Source organism: Streptomyces sp. NPDC033180 (assembly GCF_055577645.1).
The window spans coordinates 233555-259250 of the sequence record NZ_JBVIPU010000009.1 but is presented as its reverse complement, the minus strand read 5'-3'; the positions used below and the strand labels follow the sequence as shown (position 1 = coordinate 259250).

Annotated in this window: 22 protein-coding genes and 2 pseudogenes; 16 read left to right on the top strand and 8 right to left on the bottom strand. The window is 69.6% G+C overall.

From position 1 onward, the window contains the following. Positions 1-14 precede the first annotated feature (14 nt). From ACZ5WE_RS24685 to ACZ5WE_RS24655, 7 genes are all read left to right on the top strand, one after another. Positions 15-1001, top strand: a complete 987-nt coding sequence (locus ACZ5WE_RS24685) for a YihY/virulence factor BrkB family protein (protein WP_467692255.1) — start codon at positions 15-17, stop codon at positions 999-1001. 181 nt (positions 1002-1182) lie between these two features. Beyond that, positions 1183-1554 carry a phage holin family protein gene (locus tag ACZ5WE_RS24680; RefSeq protein ID WP_467692350.1) on the top strand — a complete coding sequence of 124 codons (372 nt, stop codon included), beginning with the start codon at positions 1183-1185 and terminating at the stop codon, positions 1552-1554. Continuing rightward, complete coding sequence (locus ACZ5WE_RS24675; protein WP_467692253.1) at positions 1551-1988, top strand: DUF3618 domain-containing protein; 438 nt, start codon at positions 1551-1553, stop codon at positions 1986-1988. The genes ACZ5WE_RS24680 and ACZ5WE_RS24675 overlap by 4 nt, the downstream gene beginning before the upstream one ends. Then, positions 1985-2251 carry a DUF4235 domain-containing protein gene (locus ACZ5WE_RS24670; RefSeq protein ID WP_467692251.1) on the top strand — a complete coding sequence of 89 codons (267 nt, stop codon included), beginning with the start codon at positions 1985-1987 and terminating at the stop codon, positions 2249-2251. Before ACZ5WE_RS24675 ends, ACZ5WE_RS24670 begins: the two co-directional genes overlap by 4 nt. 124 nt (positions 2252-2375) lie before the next feature. Then, a complete protein-coding gene (locus ACZ5WE_RS24665) occupies positions 2376-4316 on the top strand; it encodes a family 20 glycosylhydrolase (RefSeq protein WP_467692348.1) in 1941 nt (646 codons plus the stop codon). A 51-nt stretch (positions 4317-4367) separates the two neighbouring features. After that, entirely contained in the window at positions 4368-6011 is a 1644-nt protein-coding gene (locus ACZ5WE_RS24660) for an alpha-L-fucosidase (RefSeq protein ID WP_467692249.1), read from the top strand. Between the two features lie 123 nt (positions 6012-6134). Continuing rightward, entirely contained in the window at positions 6135-6515 is a 381-nt protein-coding gene (locus ACZ5WE_RS24655; RefSeq protein ID WP_467692247.1) for a DUF4440 domain-containing protein, read from the top strand. 54 nt (positions 6516-6569) lie between these two features. Here ACZ5WE_RS24655 and ACZ5WE_RS24650 read toward each other — a convergent pair. Together ACZ5WE_RS24650 and ACZ5WE_RS24645 are read right to left on the bottom strand one after the other, a co-directional pair. Continuing rightward, positions 6570-7268: pseudogene (locus ACZ5WE_RS24650) on the bottom strand (rhodanese-like domain-containing protein); the annotation flags it as partial. Next, positions 7201-8217: a LacI family DNA-binding transcriptional regulator gene (locus ACZ5WE_RS24645; RefSeq protein ID WP_467692246.1), complete on the bottom strand. Its 1017-nt coding sequence runs from the start codon at positions 8215-8217 to the stop codon at positions 7201-7203. The gene ACZ5WE_RS24645 and the pseudogene ACZ5WE_RS24650, both read right to left, overlap by 68 nt. A gap of 250 nt (positions 8218-8467) precedes the next feature. Here ACZ5WE_RS24645 and ACZ5WE_RS24640 point away from each other — a divergent pair, with 250 nt between their 5' ends. The 5 genes from ACZ5WE_RS24640 (at position 8468) to ACZ5WE_RS24620 (ending at position 16273) form a co-directional block, all read left to right on the top strand. Further along, complete coding sequence (locus tag ACZ5WE_RS24640; protein ID WP_467692244.1) at positions 8468-9775, top strand: extracellular solute-binding protein; 1308 nt, start codon at positions 8468-8470, stop codon at positions 9773-9775. Positions 9776-9798: 23 nt separating this feature from the next. Beyond that, the gene (locus ACZ5WE_RS24635; RefSeq protein ID WP_467692242.1) at positions 9799-10731 is read left to right on the top strand and encodes a carbohydrate ABC transporter permease; all 933 of its coding nucleotides are present in this window, start codon (positions 9799-9801) and stop codon (positions 10729-10731) included. Positions 10732-10830: 99 nt separating this feature from the next. Then, positions 10831-11676, top strand: coding sequence for a carbohydrate ABC transporter permease (locus tag ACZ5WE_RS24630; protein ID WP_467692346.1), 846 nt, complete (start codon positions 10831-10833; stop codon positions 11674-11676). Positions 11677-11751: 75 nt separating this feature from the next. Beyond that, on the top strand, positions 11752-13011 hold the full coding sequence (locus tag ACZ5WE_RS24625) for a glycoside hydrolase 5 family protein (protein WP_467692240.1): 1260 nt from the start codon (positions 11752-11754) through the stop codon (positions 13009-13011). A 235-nt stretch (positions 13012-13246) separates the two neighbouring features. Beyond that, on the top strand, positions 13247-16273 hold the full coding sequence (locus ACZ5WE_RS24620) for an alpha-mannosidase (RefSeq protein WP_467692238.1): 3027 nt from the start codon (positions 13247-13249) through the stop codon (positions 16271-16273). A gap of 222 nt (positions 16274-16495) precedes the next feature. Here the strand turns inward: ACZ5WE_RS24620 and ACZ5WE_RS24615 are convergent, their stop codons facing one another. The 5 genes and pseudogenes from ACZ5WE_RS24615 to ACZ5WE_RS24595 all read right to left on the bottom strand — a co-directional run. Further along, positions 16496-17500, bottom strand: coding sequence for a MerR family transcriptional regulator (locus ACZ5WE_RS24615; protein WP_467692236.1), 1005 nt, complete (start codon positions 17498-17500; stop codon positions 16496-16498). Positions 17501-17503: 3 nt separating this feature from the next. Next, entirely contained in the window at positions 17504-18175 is a 672-nt protein-coding gene (locus tag ACZ5WE_RS24610; RefSeq protein ID WP_467692235.1) for a HEAT repeat domain-containing protein, read from the bottom strand. 122 nt (positions 18176-18297) lie between these two features. Continuing rightward, positions 18298-19086 carry an SDR family NAD(P)-dependent oxidoreductase gene (locus ACZ5WE_RS24605; RefSeq protein WP_467692233.1) on the bottom strand — a complete coding sequence of 263 codons (789 nt, stop codon included), beginning with the start codon at positions 19084-19086 and terminating at the stop codon, positions 18298-18300. A gap of 36 nt (positions 19087-19122) precedes the next feature. Beyond that, positions 19123-19881: an SDR family NAD(P)-dependent oxidoreductase gene (locus tag ACZ5WE_RS24600; RefSeq protein WP_467692231.1), complete on the bottom strand. Its 759-nt coding sequence runs from the start codon at positions 19879-19881 to the stop codon at positions 19123-19125. Between the two features lie 32 nt (positions 19882-19913). Beyond that, positions 19914-20015: pseudogene (locus ACZ5WE_RS24595) on the bottom strand (Atu4866 domain-containing protein); the annotation flags it as partial. Positions 20016-20133: 118 nt separating this feature from the next. On the opposite strand from ACZ5WE_RS24595, the gene ACZ5WE_RS24590 reads away from it, so the two are divergent. Next, entirely contained in the window at positions 20134-20982 is an 849-nt protein-coding gene (locus tag ACZ5WE_RS24590; protein ID WP_467692229.1) for a helix-turn-helix transcriptional regulator, read from the top strand. Positions 20983-21031: 49 nt separating this feature from the next. Here the strand turns inward: ACZ5WE_RS24590 and ACZ5WE_RS24585 are convergent, their stop codons facing one another. Continuing rightward, positions 21032-21733 (bottom strand): FadR/GntR family transcriptional regulator, encoded by a 702-nt coding sequence (locus ACZ5WE_RS24585; RefSeq protein ID WP_467692227.1) that lies wholly within the window; start codon positions 21731-21733, stop codon positions 21032-21034. Positions 21734-21911: 178 nt separating this feature from the next. On the opposite strand from ACZ5WE_RS24585, the gene ACZ5WE_RS24580 reads away from it, so the two are divergent. From ACZ5WE_RS24580 to ACZ5WE_RS24570, 3 genes are read left to right on the top strand one after another with little or no spacing between them, the layout of a single operon-like run. Continuing rightward, positions 21912-22997, top strand: coding sequence for a sugar ABC transporter substrate-binding protein (locus tag ACZ5WE_RS24580; protein WP_467692225.1), 1086 nt, complete (start codon positions 21912-21914; stop codon positions 22995-22997). An 8-nt stretch (positions 22998-23005) separates the two neighbouring features. Continuing rightward, the gene (locus tag ACZ5WE_RS24575; protein ID WP_467692223.1) at positions 23006-24628 is read left to right on the top strand and encodes a sugar ABC transporter ATP-binding protein; all 1623 of its coding nucleotides are present in this window, start codon (positions 23006-23008) and stop codon (positions 24626-24628) included. After that, positions 24621-25658: an ABC transporter permease gene (locus ACZ5WE_RS24570; RefSeq protein ID WP_467692222.1), complete on the top strand. Its 1038-nt coding sequence runs from the start codon at positions 24621-24623 to the stop codon at positions 25656-25658. Before ACZ5WE_RS24575 ends, ACZ5WE_RS24570 begins: the two co-directional genes overlap by 8 nt. The last annotated feature ends 38 nt before the right edge of the window (positions 25659-25696 follow it).

The window sequence follows — 25696 nt, the reverse complement described above, 5'->3', positions numbered from 1 at the left end:
TTACTCCGGTGAGCATGGACGGAACATCGGATGCCGAGCGCAGCGTGGACCGCGCGCCGGAGGAACCGACACAGTTGCCCAAGCGGTCCTGGCGGGCGGTGCTCACCGGGGTGGTCCGGGAGTTCCAGGACGACGAGCTGACGGACCGCGCGGCGGCGCTGACCTACTACGGAGTGCTTTCGCTGTTCCCGACTCTCCTGGTGCTGGTCTCGCTGCTCGGAGTGGTCGGGAAATCGGCGATCGACTGGCTCCTCGAGAACCTGGAGGAGCTCGCGCCCGGCTCGGCGCGGGACATCATCAGCGACGCCGTGCGGCAACTGGAGGGCCGGGGCGGTGTTGGCTCGCTGATGGCGGTGGTCGGCATCGTGCTCGCGGTGTGGGCGTCGTCCGGGTACGTGGGGGCCTTCATCCGCACCGCCAACGCCGTCTACGACATGCCCGAGGGGCGGCCCATCTGGAAGGTGCTGCCGGTGCGGGTGGGAGTGACGGTGGTGCTGCTCCTGCTTGCGGTCGTCAGCGCGCTCATCGTGGTGTTCACCGGCGGTCTCGCCCGCACCGTCGGCTCGGCCCTGGGGTTCGGCGACGCGGCCCTGACGGTGTGGTCGATCGCGAAGTGGCCGGTCCTGGTCGTCCTGGTGACCTTCATGATCGCGCTGCTGTTCTGGGCGACGCCGAACGTGAAGGGCCGCGGCTTCAGGTGGATCACCCCCGGCAGTGTGATCGCCCTGGTGATCTGGCTGATCGCCTCGGCCGGATTCGCCTTCTACGTCAGCAACTTCAGCTCCTACAACAAGACGTACGGCGCGCTCGCCGGAGTGATCATTTTCCTGGTGTGGCTGTGGATCAGCAACATCGCGATCCTCCTCGGCCTGGAGTTTGACGCGGAGCTGTCCCGTCAGCGTGCCATCGCCGGCGGCCTTCCCCCCGACGAGGAGCCCTACGTACCGCCCCGCGACACCCGCGCCTGGGACGAACAGGACCGTCGCCGCATGGACGAGTGACGACGCGAGACGACGAGGGACACCGCCCGCCATGGCCGCGGCCCTCGACCATGTGCCGATGCCGGAGATCGGGGTACTCGGCCGCCGAACAGACAGGAGGTTGATGACGATGGCCCAGACAGGCCCGCACGCCACCGGCCATGACAGCGCCGGACACGGCGCCCCCCACAACAACGAGCCGGTGGGCGAGTTGGTGCAGCGCGCCTCACAGCAGCTGACGGAGCTGGTGCGCGGCGAGATGCGCCTGGCGCAGGCGGAGATGAAGGAGAAGACCAGGCGCTACGGCAAAGGCAGCGGGTTGTTCGGCGGAGCCGGTCTCGTAGGCTTCCTGACCCTGCAGGCCCTCGTCGCCACCGCGATCGCGTCGCTCGCCGTGCCGCTTCCGGTGTGGGCCGCGGGGCTGATCGTCACCGCCGTCCTCGGTCTGATCGCCGCGGTACTCGCACTGACCGGCAAGAAGGAAGTCGGCCGGGCCGCCCCGCCGATCCCCGAACAGGCCATCGGCGGCGTGAAGGCCGATGTCGCAGAGATCAAGGAGAGTGCACAGCGATGAACCAGCCCCACGACAAGCACACCGCGGGCGCCGGGGAACTGCGCGCGAAGGTCGAGCAGACCCGCCAGGACCTGGGAGAGACGGTCGAAGCGCTGGCGGCCAAGGCGGACGTCAAGGCCCGCGCCCAGGAGAAGGCGGTCGCCATCAAGGGACAGACGGCCACGAAGGCCGCGGAGCTGGGCGAGCAGGCCAGGGCGAAGGCCACCGAGGCCGCCCATGTGCTGCAGGACAAGGTGCCCGACCAGGTCAAGGACAAGGCCGCCGCCGCCACCGGCCAGGTGAAGGCCGCTGCCGGACAGGCCACCGAGGTGTGGCAGGACAAGGCCCCGGAACAGGTACGGAGCCGCCGCACCGGCTTCGTCGCGGGCGGCGCGGCGCTGGTGGTCGCGTACGTGCTGGTGCGACGCAAGAGGAAGCACGGGAGCGCGGTGTGAAGGCGTCGAAGATCGCGTACAAGCCGGTCGGGATGGCGCTCGGCGCGCTCGCGGGCGTGGCCGCCGGCGGACTGTTCAAACAGGCGTGGAAGATGGCCGGCCACGACGAGGACGCGCCCGACGCCACTGACGAGGACCGCGGCTGGGGCGAGATCCTGCTCGCGGCCACGTTGCAGGGAGCGATCTTCGCCGTGGTCAAGGCGGCCGTCGACCGCGGTGGCGCTGTCGCGACGCGTCGGATGACGGGCACCTGGCCGGGTTGACTGGAGGCGGGTCGTAATTCATCCGATGGATCGGCGAGAGGCATCGCAAATGTCCAAGTCCCCGCTGCGGCCAATGCATTGACACCCTTCAGGGGCGCTTGAATCATCGGATGTCATGACTGACATGCGCATGATGCTCGCGCCCCGCGCGCGGCTACGCCGGTTGAGAGGCGCCGCGGTGGCCCTGCTGCTCCTCGCGGCGCCCGTCCCGGCGGCTCAGGCTGCCGGGACGTCGCAGTCCGCCGCGAGTCCGCAGTCCGCCGCGAGCCCGCAGCCCGCCACGAGTCCGCAGTCCGCCGCGGACCCGCCCCGCACCGTCCCGGCGCTCGCCGACTGGACGCCGGGGAAGGGAAGTTACTCCTACGGCCCCGGCACCCGGCTCGTCGCCCGCGGGCAGGCGGCGCGCGAAGTGGCCCGCACCCTCGCCGACGACCTGCGCGCCGCGGGCGAGGGCAGCGTGCCGGTCACCGGAGGCGCCCCGCGCGACGGCGACATCGTGATCGCCGTCGCACCCGCGCGAAGACCACTCGGCGCCGAAGGATACGAACTCCGTGCGGGCAAGCGCCTGGAGATCACCGGCGCGACCGAGGCCGGCGCCTTCTACGGCACCCGCAGCCTTCTCCAACTCCTGGCCCAGAGCGACCGCGTACCGGCGGGACGCACGGTCGACGTGCCCCAGTACAAGGAGCGCGGAGTCGGCGTCTGCGCCTGCTACATCCACATCTCGACGCCCTGGCTGGAGAACCTCGTACGCGACATGGCGTACAACAAGCAGAACCAGCTGCTCCTCGAACTCAAGGTGAAGAGCGAGAAGCACCCCGAGGCCAACAGCTGGGGCTACTACACCAAGAGCGAGATACGTCGCCTTGTCGCCCTCGGCGAGAAGTACCACGTCACGATCATCCCGGAGATCAACTCGCCCGGCCACATGGACCCCTGGCTGGAGAAGCGCACCGACCTCCAGCTCACCGACTCCGACGGGAAGCCGCAGCCGTCGCGCCTCGACATCACCAAGGACGAGGCCTTCGCCTACTACACGAGCCTCATCGACGAGTACGCCGAGGTGTTTCCCGCGAAGTCCTGGCACATGGGCGCCGACGAGTACATGCTCGGCTCCGACTTCGCCAAGTACCCCCACATCCTCGAATTCGCGAAGAAGAAGTACGGCGAGAAGGCGACCCCGCAGGACGCCTTCGTCGACTTCATCAACCGGGTGCACGCGTACGCGACCGGCAAGGGCAAGCAGCTGCGCATCTGGAACGACGGCCTGACCGGCGCGAACACGGTGCCGGTCGCGGCGGGGACGAGCGTGGAGCACTGGCTCGACGTGAAGACGAAGCCCAGCCAACTCATCGCCCAGGGCTACCCGTTGCAGAACGCGGCCTACTCCCTCTACCTCGTCCGCGGCGGCTTCCACACCGACACCAAGGCGCTGTACGACAAGGCGTGGGACCCCCGCAGCTTCGAGGGCGAGAAGCTCGGGTCGCGGGCCGGCATCACCGGGGCGAAGATCAGCCTGTGGCCCGACAACGGCCGGGGCGAGACCGAGAACGAGGTCGCGGCCTCCATGGCGATGCCGCTCAGCCATGTCGCCCAGGTCACCTGGGGCGCCGCGCACCCGGACCCGACGTACGCCGACTTCAGCGCGCGCGCCAAGTCCGTCGGACACGCGCCCGGTTGGCGGGACCTGACGAAGGTGCCGGTGGCCGATGGCACGTACACCCTGCGGGACACCGAGGGGCGCGCGGAACCCGTCGACCACGAGATCAAGCGCACCGCCGACGGCTACGTCACGCTGAAGTCCACGACTGACGGCACCTGCCTGGAGACCCGCGGCGGAAAACTCACGCTCAACGTGCCGCTGGAGCCTGGAAGTTCGGTCACGGGGCAGACCTGCGACGCGGCGAACACCTTGCAGCGCTGGCAGTTGACGAAGGCGCCGGACGGCTACCTGCTGACGAACGCGATCACGCGGATGTCCGTGTACGTGGCGGACGACGGGCGGCTCCAGCAGTACCCGGCGGATCAACAGCGCCCGGCCGCATGGACCTTGACCGCCCACTGACCCCCGCTCCAGGCCCGAGACCCTAGCCCCGACAGGGAGACCCGCCCACCCATGACTGTCAGCAGACGTCTCTTCGTGACCGCCGCCGTCACCACGGCCGTCGCCGCGTCGAGCAGCTCCCTCGCGCTCGCGGCGCCCGGCTCCATCGGGACGGCCGCCGCCGCTCCCGAGCCGCCCTACCGCATCCCGATCAGCCCCAAGGACTCCCCGGACGAAGTCGTTGCCAAGGCCTCCCAAGTCCGGCCGACAGAACGGCAGATCGCCTGGCAGCGGCTGGAACAGACCGCGTTCCTGCACTTCGGGGTCAACACCTTCACCGGCCTCGAATGGGGCACGGGTGACGAGGACCCCGACGTCTTCCAGCCGTCGGGCCTCGACACCGACCAGTGGGCACGGGCCCTGCGCGACGGCGGATTCCAGCTCGCCATCCTCACGGTCAAGCACCACGACGGCTTCGTGCTCTACCCCTCCCGCTACACCGAGCACAGTGTGGTGAGCAGCAGTTGGCGGGACGGGAAGGGCGACGTGCTGCGCTCCTTCGCCGACTCACTGCGCCGGTTCGGGATCAGGGTGGGCGTCTATGTCTCGCCCGCCGACGAGAACCAGTACCTCCACGGCGTCTACGCCAACGGCAGCGCGCGCTCGCGGCGCACCATCCCCACGCCGGTCGAGGGCGACGACCGGGCGGATGCCGCAGCCGCGCGGTCGTTCACCCTCGACGCGACCGACTACGGCGCGCACATGCTCAACCAGCTGTACGAGGTGCTCACCGAGTACGGGCCCATCGACGAGGTGTGGTTCGACGGGGCGCAGGGGCGCATCCCGCCGGAGAAGGTCGAGACGTACGACTGGGACAGCTGGTACGCGGTCATCCGCGCCCTGGCTCCGAACGCGACGGTCGCCGTGCGCGGCCCAGACGTCCGGTGGGTCGGCAACGAGGGCGGACTCGCGCGCGAGAACGAGTGGAGCGTCGTACCCGTCAAGGACTCGGGGAACGGCAGCATCGACTACGCCCTGAAGTACGACGCGCCCGATCAGGGAAGCCGGGAGGCGCTCGCGGAGGCGAGGGCGGTCGCCCAGTACGTGCAGTGGTGGCCGGCGGAGTGCGACGTCTCGATCAGGCCGGGCTGGTTCTACCACGAGGACGAACAGCCCAAGTCCGTCGAGCAGTTGACGGACATCTGGTTCCGTTCGGTGGGCCGGAACTCCGTGCTGCTGCTCAACATCCCACCGGACGGGCGCGGCCTGCTCCCGGAGGCGGACGTGGCACGGCTGCGAGAGTTCCACGAGCGGATCGGGCGCGAGCTGCCCGAGGACTTCGCCCGGGGAGCGCGGGCCCGCGGCGACGGCCGCCGCCCGTCGCACGCGGTCGACGGTGACCCCGACACGGCGTGGGCATGCCCCGCGCCTTCCCGGGGGACGCTCACCGTCGACCTCGGCAAGGCGCGCGAGATCGACCGCATCCGGCTCGGGGAAGACATCCGGCGAGGTCAGCAGCTGGAGAAGGCGGTGATCGAAGCGCGGATCCCCGACAGGTCCGGATGGTCGCTCGTGGCGGAGGCGGACACGGTGGGAGCAAGCCGGGTCCTGACGCTGGCGGCGCCGGTCCGTGCACGGGAGTGGCGGCTTCGGGTGACGGGGTCGCGCGGGACGGTGCGGCTCGCGGAGTTCGGTCTTTATCGGTCGCGGGTGTAGGGGTTCCTCCGGGATCCGCGCGGACGGAAGCTCCCGCATCCGTCTGCGCGGCCCCTGGCGCCGGGGGCCCCGCACCGCGGCCCGCGAAGTCCTGCGTACCGCCCCGGTGTTACCGTCGCGGCCATGTCCAAGAGCGAGATAGACGCCGTGACCGCCGAGTTCTTCGGCGCCTTCGACAACCGGGGTGGCAGGACTGCCGACGTGGCCCGCATCCGCCGGCTGCTGATACCAGGTGGCGTGATCGTCGTGACCGGCCCCGACTTCAGGGTCTACACGGTGGGGGAGTTCATCGAGCCCCGCCAACGGCTCCTGACCGAGGGCAGGTTGGTGGACTTCTCCGAGTGGGAGACTTCCGAACGGACCGAAGTCGAGGGCGACATCGCCTCACGGTTCGGCACGTACCGCAAGGCAGGGACGCTCGACGGCACGGCGGTGCAGTCGCCGGTGCGGAGGGCCTGTTCAGAAACAGAAAGGCTGTGGCCCCTGCTGTGGCCCCTGCTGTGACCACTGTCGGGATGGGACATCGTGGGCCTTCTCGCTCGCGGGTGAGGTGGTGGTTCAGGAACGGGAAGTGAGGGGCAGACCCGCGTCGCCCGCGGCGCGGAACCCGTCGTCGACCGCGACGACCTGCCGGCCGGCGGCGTCCAGGAGCGAGGCGGCGATCGCGGCGCGCATCCCTCCGGCGCAGTGGACCCACACCGTGCCGTCCGGCAGCTCGTCCATCCGCAGACGCAGTTCGTGGACCGGGATGTGCACCGAGTCCGCGATGTGCCCGGCGGCGCGTTCGGAGGCGCGGCGCACGTCGAGCACAAGCGTGCCCGAGCCGCACCGGCGGGCCTCGGCGAGGTCGGCGAAGGTGGCGCGCGGGAACGACGCCGGCTGTTCCCCCTCGCGGAGCCAGCTCGCCGGGCCACCAGTGGCGGCAGCGGCCGGGCGGTCGATGCCCACCCGTGTCAGTTCGCGCTGCGCGTCGGCGATCTCTTCGGCCGTCTCGGCCAGCAGCGTGACGGGCTTGCCCCAGGGGATCAGCCAGGCGAGATACGTGGCGAGCTTGCCCTCGCCCTCGAAGTTGAACGACCCGGCCACGTGTCCCTCGGCGAAGGCGATCCGGTGACGGAGGTCCACCACCCACTCCCCGGCAGCCAGCCGCTCGGCGAGCTGTCCTGCGTCGGCGGGCGCGGGCGGGACCTCAGCCCCCGGCGACCCGCCCCGTGCTCTCCCGTTCGATGAGGGTCGGCAGTGGCACCTGGACCGTGGCCGCGGGGCCGTTGTCCAGGAGGGACAGGAGTGCGCGCGCCGCTGTCCGGCCGAAGGAGACCGTGTCGCGGGACAGGGCCGTCAGCCATGGGTGGACCATCCGGCACAGGGCCGAGTCCTCCCACGCGATCACCGACACGTCCCCCGGCACGGTGAAGCCGAGCGAGGCCGCCGCGGCCACCCCGGCGACGGCCATCACGTCGTTGTCGTACACGAGAGCCGTCGGCGGTGTTCCGTCGGAGAGCACCCGCCGGGTCACCGCGGCGCCCTCCGCGTCCGAGTAGTCCGTGGTCACCGAGCGGACCTCGGACAGGTCGCGCCGCTCAGCCTCGGCCCGCAGCGTCCGGATCCGCCGCTCCGTGTGGGCGAGGCCCGGCAGTCCCGCGATGTGCACGATGCGGCGGTGGCCGAGGGAGTGCAGGTGGTCCACGACCGAGGCCATCGCGCCCGCGTCGTCGGCCCACACGGTGGAGAGGCCGACATGGTGCGCCTTCGGGTCCGGCACGCCGCCCGTCACCACGGCGGGCAGCCCGAGATCGTCGAGGAGCGCCGGGCGGGGGTCATCCGTGCGGGGGTCCACGACGAGGACGCCGTCCACCCGGTGCTCGGCCCACCACCGCTGATAGACCGCGCACTCGGCGGCCACGTCCTCCACCACCTGGAACAGCAGGCCCAGTTGACGCTCCGCCAGGACCTCCTGGATGCCCGAGATCAGCTGCAGGAAGAACGAGTCGACGCCCAGCGTCCCGGCGGGCCGCGCCACCACGAGACCCACGGTCGCCGAGCCCTCACCGGACAGCGCGCGCGCCGCCGCGCTCGGGTGCCAGCCCAACTGCTCGGCGACCCTGCGCACCCGGTCACGGGTGACGTCGGAGACTCCGGGCCGGTCGTTGAGCGCGAAGGACACGGCGCTCTCGGAGACTCCGGCACGGCGCGCGATGTCCTTCATGGTCGGCCGGCGTGCCGGGGACCGCTTGCCTTGCACCGGTGTTGCCCCTTTCCCGTGAAGCGCATACTAATGCGCTTGAGCCAGCACACTCTAAAGCGCATTAGTCGATCGCCGCAAGAAGTTCAACGCACCCCGTTGACCTGCATAGTTGGCGAGGTGGGCAGGATTATTCAACGAATCCATTGACTTTTTACCGGAGTTCCATGCAGGGTCTGCCTCACGCTGGGCCGAGCAAAGGAGCCGTTTCACCGTGCGCATCTCCCACCACCCCCGCATCCCCAGAAGGGCAGCCGCCGCTGCCGCCGTCCTCGCCGTGCTCCTGCCGCTGAGCGCCTGTGGCGACGGAGGCGACGGCGGCGGCTCGACCGACGCGTCCGGCAAGATCGAGGGCGAGATCACCTTCCAGACCTGGAACCTGAAGGCCAACTTCAAGTCGTACTTCGAGGGCGTCGTCGACGGTTTCGAGAAGAAGTACCCGGGCACGAAGGTGAACTGGGTCGACCAGCCCGGTGAGGGCTACGCCGACAAGATCAGCGCCGACGCCGCGGCCGGCACCCTCCCCGACGTCGTCAACGTCTCGCCCGACCTGGTGGCCCCGCTCGCCAAGGCCGGTCTCGCGCTGGACCTCGACAAGGCCGCAGGGAAGTACGAGAAGGAGTATCTGCCGGGGGCGTGGAAGAGCCACCAGATACCGGGCACCGAGGGGACGTACGCCTTCCCCTGGTATCTGAACACCGGGCCGCTCTTCTACAACAAGCGGATCTTCAAGGACGCGGGGCTCGACGCCGACAAGCCCCCGACGACGTACGACGAACTCTTCGACAGTGCACTGAAGTTGTCGAAGGAGAGCAACGGCAGGACCGCCACACTCGCCAACATTCCCGCCATCGAGGACTTCGGGCGCTACGGCGTCCCGCTGATGGACAAGGAAGGGACCCGGTTCACCTTCAACGGCCTCAAGGGCGTCGAACTCCTCACCGAGTACAAGAAGTTGTACGACGCGAAGGCCCTGGACGGTCAGGCACTCAATGCCACGCCCGAGTCGACGGGCAAGAAGTTCCTCACCGAGGCCGTCGCCATGAACCCCGGGAGCGCCCTGGACCTCGGCAAGTTCAAGAAGGAGGCGCCCGGGCTCTACAAGAACATCGGGATCACCCCGCAGATCACCAACACCGGCAAGGACAACATGTACGTGATGGGTGTGATGGTGAACACCCGCACCAAGCAGACGCCCGCCGCCGTGGCCTTCGCCCACTACGTGACGGACGCTCAGCGCCAGATGTCCTTCGCCAAGAAGGTGGCGATCTTCCCCAGCACGGAAGGCTCGCTCGACGACCCGTACTTCACCAAGCAGGACGGCGCCGATGACACGCGCGTGCGGGTCGCCGCCGCCAAGTCCATCAAGACCGCGGTGAACTACACACCCGTCCTGTTCAGCGAGCAGATGAAGATCGAGCTGCGCAACGCCGTCGCCCGTGCGCTGCAAGGCAAGGAGAGTCCCGAGGAAGCGCTTGACAACGCTGTCAAGAGCTGCGACCGGCTGCTGAAGCAGAGCTGAGAAGACGACACGGGACCACCACCATGAAAAGCTCCAGCGCCGCCGCCGCCGTCCCCCGCGCCGCAGCCGACCGCGGCCCTCGCAGCCGCATCAGGCGTCAACTTCCCGCCAGCCCCTGGCTGTTCGCCGCCCCAGGGCTGCTGGTCGTCGGCATCTTCATCCTCTATCCGTTCGTCAGCACGCTCATCAACTCCTTCACCGACAAGCGGACCCTGATCCCGGGGGAGTACGTCGGGCTGGACAACTTCCGGGAGCTGCTGCACGACGACATGTTCTGGATCGGGCTTCGCAACTCGACGCTCTACATCGTCGGGGTCGTGCCCGCGCTCGTCCTGCTGCCGCTGCTGCTCGCGATGCTCGTCCAGAAGCACATCCCCGGCATGACCTTCTTCCGGTCCGCCTTCTACACGCCGGCGGTCGCGTCCATCGTCGTGGTGGGTCTGATCTGGGTGTGGATGCTGGATGAACGGGGCCTGGTCAACGCGGTGTTGGAGGCAGTGGGCGTCGGCTCGGTCGGCTTCCTCAGCGACCAGTGGCTGCTCCTGCTGAGCGCCATGGCCGTCACGGTCTGGAAGGGCCTCGGCTACTACATGATCATTTATCTGGCGGCCCTCGCCAATGTGCCGCGCGAGCTGCACGAGGCCGCCTCGGTGGACGGCGCGGGCGCGGTGCGCCGCTTCTTCACCGTCACCGTGCCCGCCGTGCGTTCCACGATGGTCCTGGTCGCCGCGCTGTCCTCGGTCGCCGCCTTCAAGGTGTTCTCCGAGGTCTATCTGATGGCCGGGCCCAACGGCGGCCCGGCGGGCGAGGACACCACGCTCGTGATGCTGGTGCAGCGCGTCGGCACCGGCCTCACCGGCCGCGTCGGGTACGCGTCGGCCATCTCGGTCGTCGTCTTCGTCGTCACCGTCGCGCTGATGCTGCTCGTGCTGCGCGCGGACCGGAAGGAGGACTGACCCGTGAGCATCGCGACCGACACGCGCAAGACCGGCCGAGCGGCGGCAGGGAAGACGGAGGGGCAGGCGCAAAAGGAGGGCTCCCGCGGGCGGGGCCGGATCACCGACGAGAACGGCCGCCGGATGCCCGTGTGGGAGATCGTCCTGCGCTACGTGCTCCTGCTCGCCGTACTGGCGTTGATGATCGGACCCATCCTCTGGCAGCTGTCCACATCCCTGAAGGGGCCGCACGAGAACATCTTCAGCTCCCCGCCCGAGTTCCTGCCGAGCAGCCCGACCTTCCACAACTACGAACGGGTCGCCGACACCATTCCCGTCTGGGACTACGCCTTCAACTCCCTGAAGGTGGCCGTCGCCAACGTCGTGACCAACTGCGTGGGTGCCACCCTCGCCGGCTACGCCCTCGCGCGCCTGCGCTACCGGGGACGCAGGGCGGCCACGCTCGTCTTCATCCTCGCCATGCTGGTGCCCGTGGAGGGCATCATCATCGCCCAGTTCACGACGATGCGGGAGCTGGGCCTGAACAACACCCTCATCGGGGTGCTGCTGCCCGGCTGCGTCTCCGCGCTCAACGTCCTGCTGATGCGCAACGCCTTCCTGAACCTGCCGTACGAGATCGAGGAAGCCGCGTACGTCGACGGCGCGAACGTCTGGCAGCGGTTCCTGCGGATCGCCCTGCCCGCGGTCAAGGGCACGCTCGCCGTGGTGGCGATCTTCGCCTTCATGGGCGCCTGGGACGACTTCCTGTGGCCGCTGATCGTGCTGAGCGATCCGGACCGGTTCACCCTGACCATCGGCCTGAACTATCTGCACGGCACCTTCGCCAACGACGAACGCCTCGTCGCCGCGGGCACGGTCATCGCGGTGCTTCCGCTGATCGTGCTGTTCGCCTGTCTCCAGCGGTACTTCTTCCGCGGGGTGGGCGAGGGAGCGGTCAAGGGCTGAAGCCCGCATCGCCCTGCCCGTCGCCGTGACCAGTACACCCCCACACTTCCGAGAACCAGGACTCGCATGCCCCGTATGACTCATGTGCCTCGTGTGTCTTCCGACGCGCCGCGCTTCGGAGCGAACTACACCCCCAGCCAGGGGTGGTTCCACCACTGGCTCGACTTCGACATCGACGCCGTGCGTGCCGACCTCGACGCGATCGCCGGACTCGGCCTCGACCACATCCGGGTCTTCCCGATCTGGCCGTACTTCCAGCCCAACCGCGGCCTGATCAGGCCGCGCGCCGTGGAGCAGCTCGTCGCCCTCGCGGACGCCGCGGCCGAGCGCGGGCTCGACGTCAACGTCGACGGACTGCAGGGGCACCTGTCGAGCTTCGACTTCCTGCCCGCGTGGACGCAGACGTGGCACCGGCGGAACATCTTCACCGACCCCGATGTGGTGGAGGGGGAGGTCACGTACCTGCGTACGCTCGCCGCCGCGCTCGCCGACCGGCCGAACTTCATCGGCATGACCATCGGCAACGAGGTCAACCAGTTCTCGGCGGGCCCGCACCCCGATCCGGACCGCATCACGCAGGACCAGGCGGGGGAGTGGCTGCGACGTGTCCTCGCCGCGTGCGAGGAGGGCGCTCCGGGGAAGCTGCACCTTCATGCCGAGTACGACGCCGCCTGGTACCAGGACGACCAGCCCTTCACTCCGGCCCAGGCGGCGCGGCTCGGCGGCGCGACCGCCGTGCACTCCTGGGTGTTCAACGGCACGGCACAGCGACACGGGCGGGAGGGACTCGCCACCGCGCGGCACGCGGCGTACATGATCGAACTGTCCAAGGCGTGGGCGGACGATCCCCACCGTCCGGTGTGGCTCCAGGAGGTGGGCGCACCCGCTCCCCTCATCCCCGCCGAGCACGCGGCGTCCTTCACCGAGGCGACGGTGGAGGCGGCGCTGGACTGTGCGGATGTGTGGGGCGTGACGTGGTGGTGCTCGCACGATGTGTCGCGTTCGCTGGCGGACTTCCCTGAACTCGAGTACAGCCTGGGCCTGTTGACGAACGGGGGTCAGGTCAAGCCGGGGGGCGAGGTGCTGGCTCGGCTCGCGAAGGAGTGGCGGGGGCGGGAGTACGCGCCTGCCGTTCGGACGACTGCGGTGGTCGTGGACGACGCCACCTCGCGGCGGTCCGCGTGTGCACCCGGGGGTGCGGTGTTCGACGCCTTCATGGGTCTTGTCGCGGACGGGGTCCGGCCTACGACGGTCCTGGCGAGCCGGGCGGGGGACTCGGCGCACTTGGCTGCGCGGGGCATCACGGAAGTCGTGCGGCCGGGGGAGGTCGGCTAGGCCCGAGACCTGCCCCCGACCCCGCCCCTTCCCGGCTGTGTCTATTGGTGGCTCCGCCGCGCAGGGGGCTCCGGCCCCAGACCCCCCGGTCCTCAAAGCCGGACGGCTGAAAGATTTCCCCGTACCGGCGGGCGTCTCAGCCTGTCCGGCGTTTGAGGACGAACTCGGCGGAGCCGGCGATTGACGGTACGCAAAGCCTCCGTACAGCCCACCCCGATCAACCCTCGGAGAGAACATGCACGACGACCGCACCCTCATAGAAGCCCGGCTCAAGCGCGTCCTCGACGAGCGCATCAGGCCCGCCGTCCACCCCGAGTCCGTCCCCCTGGACGTCGCGGTGTGGAACGCCCCCGGCGAACCCGTGCCCGTCGAGGAGGGGCTCGCGGCGCACCCCGAGCCGACGGCGGTCGGCGCCCCCTGGGGCGCCCCCTGGGCCACCAGCTGGTTTCAGGTGAACGGCACCGTGCCCACGGAGTGGGCGGGGAAGACCGTCGAGGCCATCCTCGACCTCGGCTTCGACGAGAACATGCCCGGCTTCCAGTGCGAGGGCCTGGTCTACCGCCCCGACGGCACCCCGGTGAAGGGCCTCAACCCCCGTAACCAGTGGGTGCGGATCGCCACGTCGGCGACCGGCGGCGAAGACGTCCACCTGCACATCGAGGCAGCCTCCAACCCCGTCATCCTCGACTACCACCCCTTCCTGCCCACCCAGCTCGGCGACAAGGAGACGGCCGGCAGCGAGCCCCAGTACAAGCTCGCCCGCATGGACCTCGCGGTCTTCGACGAGACCGTGTGGCAGCTCGTCATCGACCTTGAAGTGCTCGGGGAGCTCATGCACGAGCTCCCCGAGGACTCCGGTCGGCGCTACGCCCTCGTCCGTGCCATCGGCCGCGCCCTGGACGCCGTCGACCTCCAGGACGTCAACGCCAGCGCACCCGCGGCCCGCGCCGAGCTCGAGGCTGTCCTCGCCACCCCCGCCGAGCCCTCGGCCCACCGCATCAGCGCCGTCGGCCACGCGCACATCGACTCCGCGTGGCTGTGGCCGCTGCGCGAGACGGTGCGCAAGGTCGCGCGTACGACGTCGAACATGACCGCGCTCATCGAGGACGAGCCGGACTTCGTCTTCGCCATGTCGCAGGCGCAGCAGTGGGCGTGGGTCAAGGAGCACCGGCCCGAGGTGTGGGCGAAGGTCAAGAAGGCGGTCGCCGACGGACGCTTCGTGCCCGCGGGCGGCATGTGGGTCGAGTCGGACACGAACATGCCGGGTTCGGAGGCGATGGCCCGTCAGTTCGTGCACGGCAAGCGGTTCTTCCTCGACGAGTTCGGCATCGAGAACGACGAGGCGTGGCTGCCCGACACCTTCGGCTTCGCCGCCGGACTGCCGCAGATCATCAAGGCGGCGGGCTCCAAGTGGCTGCTCACCCAGAAGATCTCCTGGTCGCAGACCAACCGCTTCCCGCACCACACCTTCAACTGGGAAGGCATCGACGGCACTCGCATCTTCACGCACTTCCCGCCCGTCGACACCTACAACTGCTCGATGAAGGGCAGCGAGATCGCCCACGCGGCGAAGAACTTCAAGGACAAGGGAGTCGCCAGGCACTCCCTCGCGCCGACGGGCTGGGGCGACGGTGGCGGCGGCACCACCCGCGAGATGATCGCGAAGGCGGGACGGCTCCGGAACCTGGAGGGCTCGGCGACCGTCGAGTGGGAGACCCCCGCCGCGTTCTTCGAGAAGGCCGAGGCCGAGTATCCCAACGCCCCTGTCTGGGTGGGCGAGTTGTACCTGGAACTCCACCGCGCCACGCTCACCAGCCAGGCGGGCACCAAGCAGGGCAACCGCCGCAGCGAGCACCTGCTGAGGGAGGCGGAGCTGTGGGCGGCGACGGCTGCCGTCAGGTCGCCAGAATTCACGTATCCCTACGAGGAGTTGGACCGCATCTGGAAGACGGTGCTGCTCCACCAGTTCCACGACATCCTGCCCGGCTCGTCCATCGCCTGGGTGCACAGGGAGGCGCGCGCGACGTACGCGAAGGTCGCCGAGGAGCTGAACGGCATCATCGACGCGGCCCAGCGGGCGCTGGCAGGGGAGGGCGGCGGCGCGGGCGTCCTCGTCTTCAACTCCACCCCGCACACCCGGGACGGAGTCCCAGCGGGCGGCGCACGCCCTGCCGCCATCGACGGCCAGGCGGCGATCGCCTCCCGCGCGGACGGTGGCTACGTCCTGGACAACGGCCTGCTGCGGGTCGAGATCGACGCGCGCGGACTGATCGTGTCGGCGTACGACATCAAGGCCGACCGGGAGGCCGTCGCACCCGGCCAGGCGGCGAACCTGCCGCAGATCCACGCCGACTTCCCGAACATGTGGGACGCGTGGGACGTCGACGAGTTCTACCGGAACACGGTCACGGACCTCACGGAGGCGGAAGCGGTCGAACCCGCGGAGGACGGCGCGTCGGTCCGTGTCGTACGGACCTTCGGCGGTTCGCGGCTCACCCAGGTGCTGTCCCTCGCCCCCGGCTCGATGAGCCTGGACATCGACACGGAGGTCGACTGGCACGAGACGGAGAAGTTCCTGAAGCTGGCGTTCCCGCTGGACATCCACGCGGAGCGGTACGCCTCGGAGACGCAGTTCGGCCACTTCTACCGGGCCACGCACACCAACACGAGCTGGGAGGCCGCCAAGTTCGAGGCGTGCAACCACCGCTTCGTGCATGTGGAGGAGCCGGGCTGGGGTGTCGCCCTGGTCACCGACTCGACGTACGGCCATGACGTGACGCGCACGGTGCGTTCCTCCGACGCCGGCACGACCACCACGGTCCGCGCCTCGCTCCTGCGCGCCCCGCGCTTCCCCGACCCCGAGACGGACCAGGGTGTCCACCGCTTCCGGCACGCGCTGGTCCCGGGTGCCGGGATCGGCGACGCGGTGCGGGAGGGCTACCGGATCAACCTGCCCGAGCGGCGGATCGCGGGCGGCGCCGAGGTGGCCCCGCTGGTGACGGTCGACAACGACGCCGTCGTCGTCACGGCGGTCAAGCTCGCCGACGACGGTAGCGGTGACGTGGTCGTCCGCTTCCACGAGGCGCGAGGCGGACGCGCGAAGGCGACGCTGGCCGCGGGCTTCCCGGTCGGCTCCGTCGAGGTGACGGACCTGCTGGAGCGGCCCCTCGCGGATGCCGCGGCTCCGGAGCGCTCGGGCAACGAAGTCGCCCTGACGCTGCGTCCGTTCGAGCTGGTGACGCTGCGGCTGACACGGGGGTGACGGTGCTCTGCTGCTGAGCGGATGCCGTACCTCTTGGTGGAGTGCAGTGATGAAGTGAAGTGACGCCTGGTTTGGTCGGGTTGGAGGTGAGAGGGGACGGCCCACCTGACCAGGTGTCACATGACGCGTCCTTGAGACTGCCGACGATCAGGCTGACAGCGTGCCGCGTCCGCCCTACCGTCACTCTGCGTCCGTCACGCTCCGTCCGCCACTGTGCGTCCGTCACCGTTCGTCCCGCAGCCGAAGCAGGTACGTCGCTGTCAGCGCGACGGCGCGGTCCACGTCCTGCGAGAGCTTCACGAGGGCGGTTGACGCCGTCGGCCCGGGGACGCCCGCCAGCGCCTGGGTCAGTCGTCCGCGTGCGGGCGCTTCAGTGGTGTCGTGGGCGAGGCGGTCGATGAGCATGGTCGCGATCTGATCCGCCGTCGCGGTGTCGCTCGCCAGTACGCTCAGCGCATCGGCCGCGTCGGTGTCGTTCCTTCCCTCCACGATCATGTCGACGAGCGTCGGGATCGCCTTGGCCGTTCCCCGGGACCCGAGTGCCAGAGCCGCATACGCCCGGACCACCACATCGGGGTTCGCGAGGGCATCCCGCAGCCGTGCGGTGGCCTCGTCACCGGGCAGCTCGGCGAGGGCCTGCACGGCGCGTTCCCGCACCGCGGCCACCGGTGAGCCAAGGCCCTCCGCCAGGAGGGCCAGGCCGCCGTCGCCGGATCGGGCCAGCGCCCAGCGAAGGGCCCCGGCGACATTCGGCTCCGTCTCGCTCAGGGCCGCCTCGACCAGAGCCTCCACCGGTACCGGAACCTCATCGACCGAGGAGAGGGCCGCGCGCTGGCGTGCGTCGGCGCTCTTCGATCCCAGGGCCTGGAGGAGCGCGACGACCTGGAGGACGTCCTCCCAACCGGTGGGGTCCGCGGCATCGATCCGGCGCAGCCGCGTGAGCAACTCGGTTTCGGCCGCGATGCGTTCACGCGTCTGACGGACGAGGTCGCCGACGAGCGCACCAGGCGTGAAGCCGGGATCGTCGAGCGCGCGCCCGATCTCACGCAGCGAAAGACCCAGCGACCGCAGGCTCTCGACATGGAAGATCCGCCGGATGTCCTCCCCGGCATACTCCCGATAACCGGAGCCGGTACGGCCCGAAGGCCGCACCAGACCGAGCGACTCGTAATGCCGGAGCATGCGGGCACTGACCCCGGACCGTCGCGCCACCTCACCGATCAACACGCCTCATCGTCCCTCCCGGCCGGACCCGCCGAGGGCCACGACGCGCTTCGCCTCCTCGATCGCGAACTCGAATCCGGCGTCCGGGTCGCGCAACAGCCGCTCTGTGGCCATCGCGTGCGCACGCATGCTCGGGCCGGGGGCCGTCGTCGCGGCACGCAGAGCGGGCACGATCGCGTCCCCCAGCGCGACCAGCGCTCGGCTGAGACTCAGCTGAGTCTCGCGCCCGCCGCGCCCGAGCTGCGTCGCAAGAACCACGGCCAGCGCGGCCTCCTCGCCTTCCGGCACGAGCACCACCGCGGCCCGCCAGGCGCTCCGCGCCACCTCGTCGTCGGCGTCGGACAAGAGCTTCCGCGTGATGGCCGGCCACGCCTGCCGGTCCCCGATCTTGGACAGCGTGTGCAGCGCCTGGCTCCGAGCCTGCGCACGGGGCGAACGGACTTCGCGACGCAGCGCGGGGAGCGTCATGGAGACCGGGTGGCGGGTGAGTGCCCAGGTCAGCATGTCGCGGACGAAGAACTCGGGCTCGATGGCGCAGCGCTCGACGAGCTTGTCGACGAAGCGCGGGTCGGGCGCCGTGCCGACGGCGAGGGCTGCCCGCAGTCGCACGGACGACCGGTCGTCCTCCAGCCCTTGGAGTCCTCGTGTCGCATCCGTGTCCTGCCTCGTGATCGTCATGGAGACCACCTCCTCGGCCACCAGTGAAGGCCTTGTCACTGTGTCAAGGTCAACAGTTCACGGCCCGCCCCGCCGGACAGCCCTGGCCGTACACGGCCATATATGTGCTGTCTGATGTGTCGCTAGATCGCGGTGAAACCGCCGTCAGCGGCGACCACGGCTCCCGTGACGAAACTGGAGCGGGGCGAGACGAGGAAGCACAGGACCTCGGCGATCTCCTCGGGCTGCGCCACACGTCCCAGTGGCTGCGCGGCGGCGAAGGACGCCAGGTAGGCGCGGCTGTCGGGGCGGATCGTGTCGAGGAAGTCCGTCTCGATGACGCCCGCGGCCACGAGGTTGGCACGGATGCCCAGCGGGCCGCCCTCGACGGCGAGCACCTTGGTCAGTTGGGCCAGAGCGCCCTTCGACGCACTGTAGGCGGCGCCTTCGGGCAGGGCGACGGTGGAGGCGTACGAGCCGGTGCTGACGATGGCGCCGCCGCCGCGGCTCTTCATGGCCCGGAACGCCTCGCGGGCGCAGAAGAAGGAGCCGCGGGCGTTGACCGCCATCACGGTGTCCCAGTCCTCGGCCGTGGTTTCGGTGACGGGCTTGTTCTGGGTGCGCCCGGCATTGTTCACGAGGATGTCCAGTCCGCCGAAGGCGTCCAGGGCCGTTGCCACGGCGCGGTGGGGGGTCTCCTCCTGGGTGATGTCGCCGCCGATAGCGACGACGCCCGGAAAGTCCTCCGCCAGGTTCTTGACGTCGGGACGGAGGTCGAGGGCGACGACCCGGGCGCCGCGGGCGTGGAGGAGCGCCACGGTTTCCCGGCCCACCCCTCGTGCGGCTCCGGTGACGAGGGCGATCTTCCCAGCGAACTCGGTGGATTCGGACGGTGCGGCGGATGCGGATGCGGTTGCGGGTGCAGGTGTCATGGTGCGGTCCCTGGAGCAGGTGAAGGTGAGTGTCGTTCAGTGCGCGGTGAGCCCGCCGTCGACCACCAGCTCCGCGCCGGTGACGAACGAGGAGTCGTCGCAGGCCAGGAAGAGGATCGCGGGGGCGACCTCGTCGGCGCGGCCGGCTCGGCGCATCGGGGTGCGTCGGATGTCCGGCTGCTGGTCACCTTGGTCGTCCAGGAGGTCCTGGATCATCGGCGTGGCGATCACCCCAGGATGCACCGAGTTGATCCGTACTCCCTGCCGGGCGTACTCGACCGCGGCGGTCTTGCTCAACAGGCGCACGGCCCCCTTGGACGCCTGGTAGGCCGCAGCCACACCGCTCCCCACCAGGCCGAGTACTGACGACGTATTGACCACCGACGCGTTGCCGCTCGCACGCAGGAGCGGCATCGCCGCCTTCATGCCGAGCCATGTGCCCTTCTGGTTCACGTCAATGACGCGGTCCCACGCCTCTTCCCGCGTGTCCTCGATACCTGGCCAGTCCACAATGCCGGCGAGGTTCACGAGCACGTCCAGCGTTCCGAACCGGTCGCGTACGACGGTGATCACTTCGTCCCACTCCCGCGCGGAGGAGACATCGAGGCGGGCAGCGACGACCTCGGCGCCGCGTGCCTCGATCCGGTGGGACAGCTCCCGCAGGGGGTCTTCGGCGACATCGGTGATCACCAGCCGGGCGCCTTCGCCGGCGAAGAGCTCGGCGGTCGCTGCGCCGAGGCCGCCGGTCGCGCCCGTTATCAGTGCGACCTTGCCGTCAAGTCGTTGTCCTGTCATGGGTTGGTCCTTGCCTCTCGTTGGTGTCGACGGTGGTTGCCGGTCACCGTGTACCGGCCGGTGTACGTGCCGGCCTGCTCACCGCGGGCTTCGGCGTACCGGCCGTCCGGCAGCAGCTCCTGCCGGACGTGACCACTGTGGTCCTTCCCGCTCCACCGAGTCTGGGCAGGTCAGGGGCCATCAACCAGGACGCGTGCTGCCTGGGCATGACACACCCAGGCTGCACACCGAGCCCTCGCCTAGCCTGAACACATGGACGACAACCACCTGGGAGACTTCCTGCGCGCACGCCGCGCCGACCTGCGGCCGGAGGCCGTCGGCATGGCGAGTCACGGGCCCCGCAGAGTCGCCGGACTGCGCCGCGAGGAGGTCGCCGTCCTGGCCGGGGTCAACGCCGACTACTACACCCGCCTGGAACAAGGCCGCGAGCGCAATCCCTCACCCCAGGTGGTCGACGCACTCAGCCGCGCACTGCACCTCGACACGGACGCCCGCGTGCACGTGTACCGGCTGGCCGGGGCCACGCCGAACGACCGGCCTTCCGCCCATGCCACCGAGCGGGTGAGCCCAGCGCTACGACAGCTGATGGACGGCTACCCGAACACTCCAGCGTTCGTGATGAACCGGACCCTGGACCTCCTCGCCGCCAACGCCCAGGCCGATGCCCTCTACGCCCCGTTCGATCCGGCGGACAACTTGGCCCGCATGACCTTCCTCGACCCCGCGGGCCGCAACTTCTACAGGGACTGGGACCGGGCAGCACAGGCCACTGTCGCCAACCTCCGCGAGGCAACCGGATTCGATTCGGACAACCCACGGCTGCGCGAACTCGTCCGCACCCTCACCGAGGACAACGCGGACTTCAACCGTCTCTGGAACGCCCACACCGTGCGTGGCAAGACCCAGGACGCCAAACACCTCCTCCACCCGGACGTCGGCCCCCTCACCCTCACCTACCAGGCTTTCGACGTACGCGACGCCCCCGGCCAGCAGCTCGTCATCTACCACGCCGAACCAGGCAGCCCCAGCGCCCAGTCCCTCGATCTGCTCGGTTCCATCCACGCCACCCGCGGCCGGCCCGCCCCTCGGTCCCACCGCTGATCAGATCACGCCGTACGCCGGACAGTTCCGGCCGTACGTCGAACAGGACCTAGCCGTCCAGCTGTGTCCGCAGCCACTCCTCCACCTCTCCCACGTGCGCCGCCGCCGCGGCTCTCGCCGCCTCCGGGTCCCGGGCCACCAGGGCGCGGTGGATGCGCGCGTGCTCCCGGCGGGTGCGTTCGAAGGCGCCCTCTTCCTGGTAGCCGCGCCACACCCGTGCGCGGAACGTCCGCGACGACAGGCCCTCCAGGATCGCCGCCATCGTGTCGTTGCCCGCCGCGAAGGCGATCGCGCGATGGAACGCCAGGTCGTGGGAGAGGATCTCCTCCGGGTCCTCCGTGGCGTTCATCGCCTCCAAGTGCTTTTCCACATCCGCCAGTTGATCCGCCGAGATGCGCGCCGCCGCCAGCGCCGTCGCCGTGGACTCGAGGACCCGGCGTACCTCCAGAAGCTCCACGAGCCGTGGTCCGCGGGACAGGTCCGCCACGACGCCGAAGGTCTCCAGGAGATCTCCGGCCTCCAGCTGTGTGACGTAGATGCCCGAGCCGTGCCGGGCCTCCAGGACCCCCATCACCGTGAGGGCGCGGATCGCCTCCCGCATGGAGCTGCGCGAGATACCCAGCTGGGTGGCCAAATCCCGTTCCGTGGGCAGCCGTTGGCCCGGTTCGAGGCGGCCCTCGCCGATCATCGCCTTGATCTGCTCGATGGCCCGACCGGTCACGGTGCCCTTCTGCGGGGCGGTCTGGTCCACGTAACGCTCCTCCACTGGCCGAGTGCGCCGCAGTCTAACCAGAGATGTGGTCGGACCACTACGGCCTGAAAGTGGGAAAACTTGGCGTCGAGGGGTGTTGTGAGCGCCAAGTGGTCTGATAAATATTCGCCCATCAGTCGCTAGGACTCCCGATCCACGCTCGATGAGGAGCCGTCAGATGGCCGGCAGAACAGTGCGCAACAGGTCCAGCAGGGCGGGGATTTCGCGGACGGCGCGGATCGCCGCCGCGACGGCCTGCGCGTCCCTCGTGCTCACGGCATGCGGCAGTACGAAGGACAGCGCGGCGCCCGCGGGCGGCGAAGGCGGCGGCGAGGGCAAGGTCGGCGTGATCCTGCCCCTGCTGACCTCGCCGTTCTGGCAGTCGTACAACGACTACGTGCCGAAGATGGCGAAGTCCGAGGACGTCGACGCGATGAAGACCGTCAACTCCAACAGCGACCCCTCGCAGCAGATCACCGACATCAACAACCAGCTCAATCAGGGGGTGAAGGGGCTCGTCGTCGCACCGCTCGACAGCGCCGCCATCTCCGCAGGGCTGGACCAGGCCGAACGCAAGGGCGTCCCCGTGGTCGCCGTCGACGTCGCCCCCGAGCAGGGCAAGGTCGCGATGGTGGTGCGGGCCGACAACGTCGCGTACGGCGAGAAGGCCTGTGACTACCTCGGCGGGCAGGTGAAAACCGGCAAGGTCGTCCAGATCATGGGAGATCTCGCCTCCGTCAACGGCCGTGAGCGCTCCGAGGCGTTCCGCACCTGTGTGAAGAAGAAGTACCCCAAGCTCAAGGTTCTGGAGATCCCCGCCAAGTGGGAGTCCGACACGGCCGCGTCGAAGCTGGACACGCTGCTCAACTCCAACCCCGACATCAAGGGCATCTACATGCAGGCGGGCGGCGTCTATCTCGCGCCCACCCTGCAGACCCTGAAGTCCAAGGGGATGCTGAAGAAGGCGGGCGAGAAGGGGCACATCACCGTCATCTCGAACGACGGCATCCCGCAGGAGTTCGACGCCATCCGCAAGGGCCAGATCGACGCCACCGTCTCGCAGCCCGCCGACGCGTACGCCAAGTACGGGATGTACTACATCAAGGCCGCGATGAACGGGAAGAAGTTCAAGCCGGGCCCGACCGACCACGACTCGACCATCGTGAAGCTGCCCAGCGGCATCCTCGAGGACCAGCTGCCCGCACCGTTGGTCACCAAGCAGAACGTGGACGACTCCAAGCTGTGGGGCAACACGGTCAAATGAGTACGCCGATGACCAAGCCCCATGCTGCCGGTCCGACGCCGCTCGTCGAAGCGACCGGCATAGTCAAGCGGTACGGACCCACCGTCGCGCTGCAGGACGGACAACTGACCGTCCTGCCCGGTGAGTCCCACGCCCTCGTCGGCCGCAACGGCGCGGGCAAGTCCACCCTCGTCACCATCCTCACCGGACTCCAGGCCCCGGACGCGGGCACCGTCCTCTTCGACGGCGAGCCCGCGCCACCGCTCACCGACCGCGACGCCTGGCGCCGCAAGGTGGCCTGCGTCTATCAGAAGCCAACGGTCGTGCCCGACCTGACCGTTGCCGAGAACCTCTTCATCAACCGGCAGCCCGAAGGACGCGGCGGCTTCATCAGCTGGCGCAGGCTGCGGGCCCAGGCGGCCGAGGTGCTCGACACCTGGGACGTACGGGTCGACCCGGACGCGCGGACCGCCGACCTCAAGGTCGAGGACCGGCAGATGGTCGAGATCGCGCGGGCGCTCAGCTTCGGGGCGCGCTTCATCGTCCTGGACGAGCCCACCGCGCAGCTCGACAACCGTGAGATCGAGCGGCTCTTCACGCGCATGCGGGCGCTCCAGGAGTCCGGCGTCACCTTCCTCTTCATCTCGCACCACCTCCAGGAGGTGTACGAGGTGTGCCAGACCGTCACGGTCCTGCGCGACGCCCGCTGGATCACCACCGCGCCCGTGGCCGACCTGCCGCGGGCCGCCCTGGTCGAGGCGATGGCGGGCGAGGCCCTGCGGGAGAAGGAGGCCGCGGAGGAGTCCGTCGCCCGGACCGAGGTCCCCGCCGACGCCCCCGTGATGCTCGACGTCAGGGGCCTCACCAGCGAGTCGTACGCGGACATCGACCTGACCGTCCGCAAGGGCGAGGTCGTCGGCCTCGCCGGATCCAGCGGCAGCGGCAAGATCAACCTGGCGGAGACCATCGCGGGACTGCACATGCCGACCGGTGGCAGCGCCCAACTGGAGGGCAGGCAGCTGCCGTTCGGGGACGTCGCCGCCACGCTGCGGGCCGGTGTCGGCTGCGTCCCGCGCGACCGGCACGATCAGGGACTGGTCTTCGGGATGACTATCGGCGACAACGCCACGATGACCGTGCTCGACCGGCTCGGGAAGTACGGCTTCGTCCGTGCCGAGCGCAAGCGCGGGTTCGCCGAGGAGCTGATCGACCGCCTCGACATCCACGCCGAGGGGCCCGACCAGCCCGTGTCGGACCTCTCGGGCGGCAACGCCCAGAAGGTCGTCATGGCGCGCGCCCTCGCATCCGACCCGCGGCTGCTCGTCCTCATCAACCCCACCGCGGGCGTGGACGTGAAGTCCAAGGAGTCACTGCTCGCCCGGATGGACAACGCACGCGAGGACGGCACCGCCGTCCTCGTCGTCTCCGACGAGCTGGACGACCTGCGGCGCTGCGACCGCGTCCTGGTCCTCTTCCACGGCCGGGTCGTCGCGGAACACGAGGCGGGCTTCGCCGACCACGCCCTGATCGCATCCATAGAGGGGGTTGGCCCCGAAAGGGGCGCGGGACTGTCACATATGCGGCTCCGCCGTGTGAGCGCGACAGGCCCCCACTGGCCCGCGGCCGAAGAACAAGGAGACCACAGTGGCTGACACCAAGGCCCCGGCCGCACAGGCTGCCCCCGCAAGGAAAAGCACCGCCGAAAGCCGCGCGGCGAAGAGCATCCTCCTCCGCCGCGCACGCGAACTCGCCCTGGTTCCAGCGCTGTTGCTCCTCATGGTCCTGGGAGCCCTGCTCAATGACTCCTTCCTGACGGAGCGAAACCTCATCTCGATCCTCGGCGCCTCTGCCGCCCTCGCGATGGTCGTCCTCGCCGAGTCCCTCGTTCTGATCACGGGCAAGTTCGACCTGTCCCTGGAGTCGGTCGTCGGCATCGCGCCGGCCGTCGGTGCGCTCCTCGTCCTGCCCGCCGCCCAGGCCGGGTTCGGCACGGACATGCCCGTGGCTGCCGGGCTCCTCGCGATCCTGCTCGTCGGCGGAGCCATCGGCGCCTTCAACGGCATCCTCGTGGTGAAGCTCAAACTCAACGCGTTCATCGTCACGCTCGCCATGCTGATCGTGCTGCGCGGACTGCTCGTCGGCGCGACCGAGGGCAAGACGCTCTTCGGCATGCCCGACGCCTTCTACACCCTCGCCACCACGACGTTCCTGACCATCCCGCTCTCGGTGTGGCTGGCCGCCGTCTCCTTCGGCGTCGCGGGCTTCGTGCTCAAGTACCACCGCGTGGGGCGTGCCCTGTACGCGATCGGCGGCAACGCCGACGCGGCACGCGCCGCCGGCATCCGCGTCGAGCGCGTGATGCTCGGCGTGTTCATCGTCGCCGGGTGCCTCGCCGCCGTCGGCGGACTGATGCAGACCGGTTACGTCGGCGCGATCAACGCCAATCAGGGCCAGAACATGATCTTCACCGTGTTCGCCGCCGCGGTCATCGGTGGCATCAGCCTCGACGGCGGCAAGGGCACCATGTTCGGCGCCCTCACCGGCGTCCTGCTGCTCGGCGTCGTACAGAACCTGCTCACCCTCGCCCAGGTGCCGTCCTTCTGGATCCAGGCCATCTACGGCGGAATCATCCTGGTCGCCCTGATGATCGCGCGCGTCACCACCGGCCGCGCACAGGACTGACCCCGCTCCGGGTTCCCCGTCTCCTTGCCCCTTTCCGG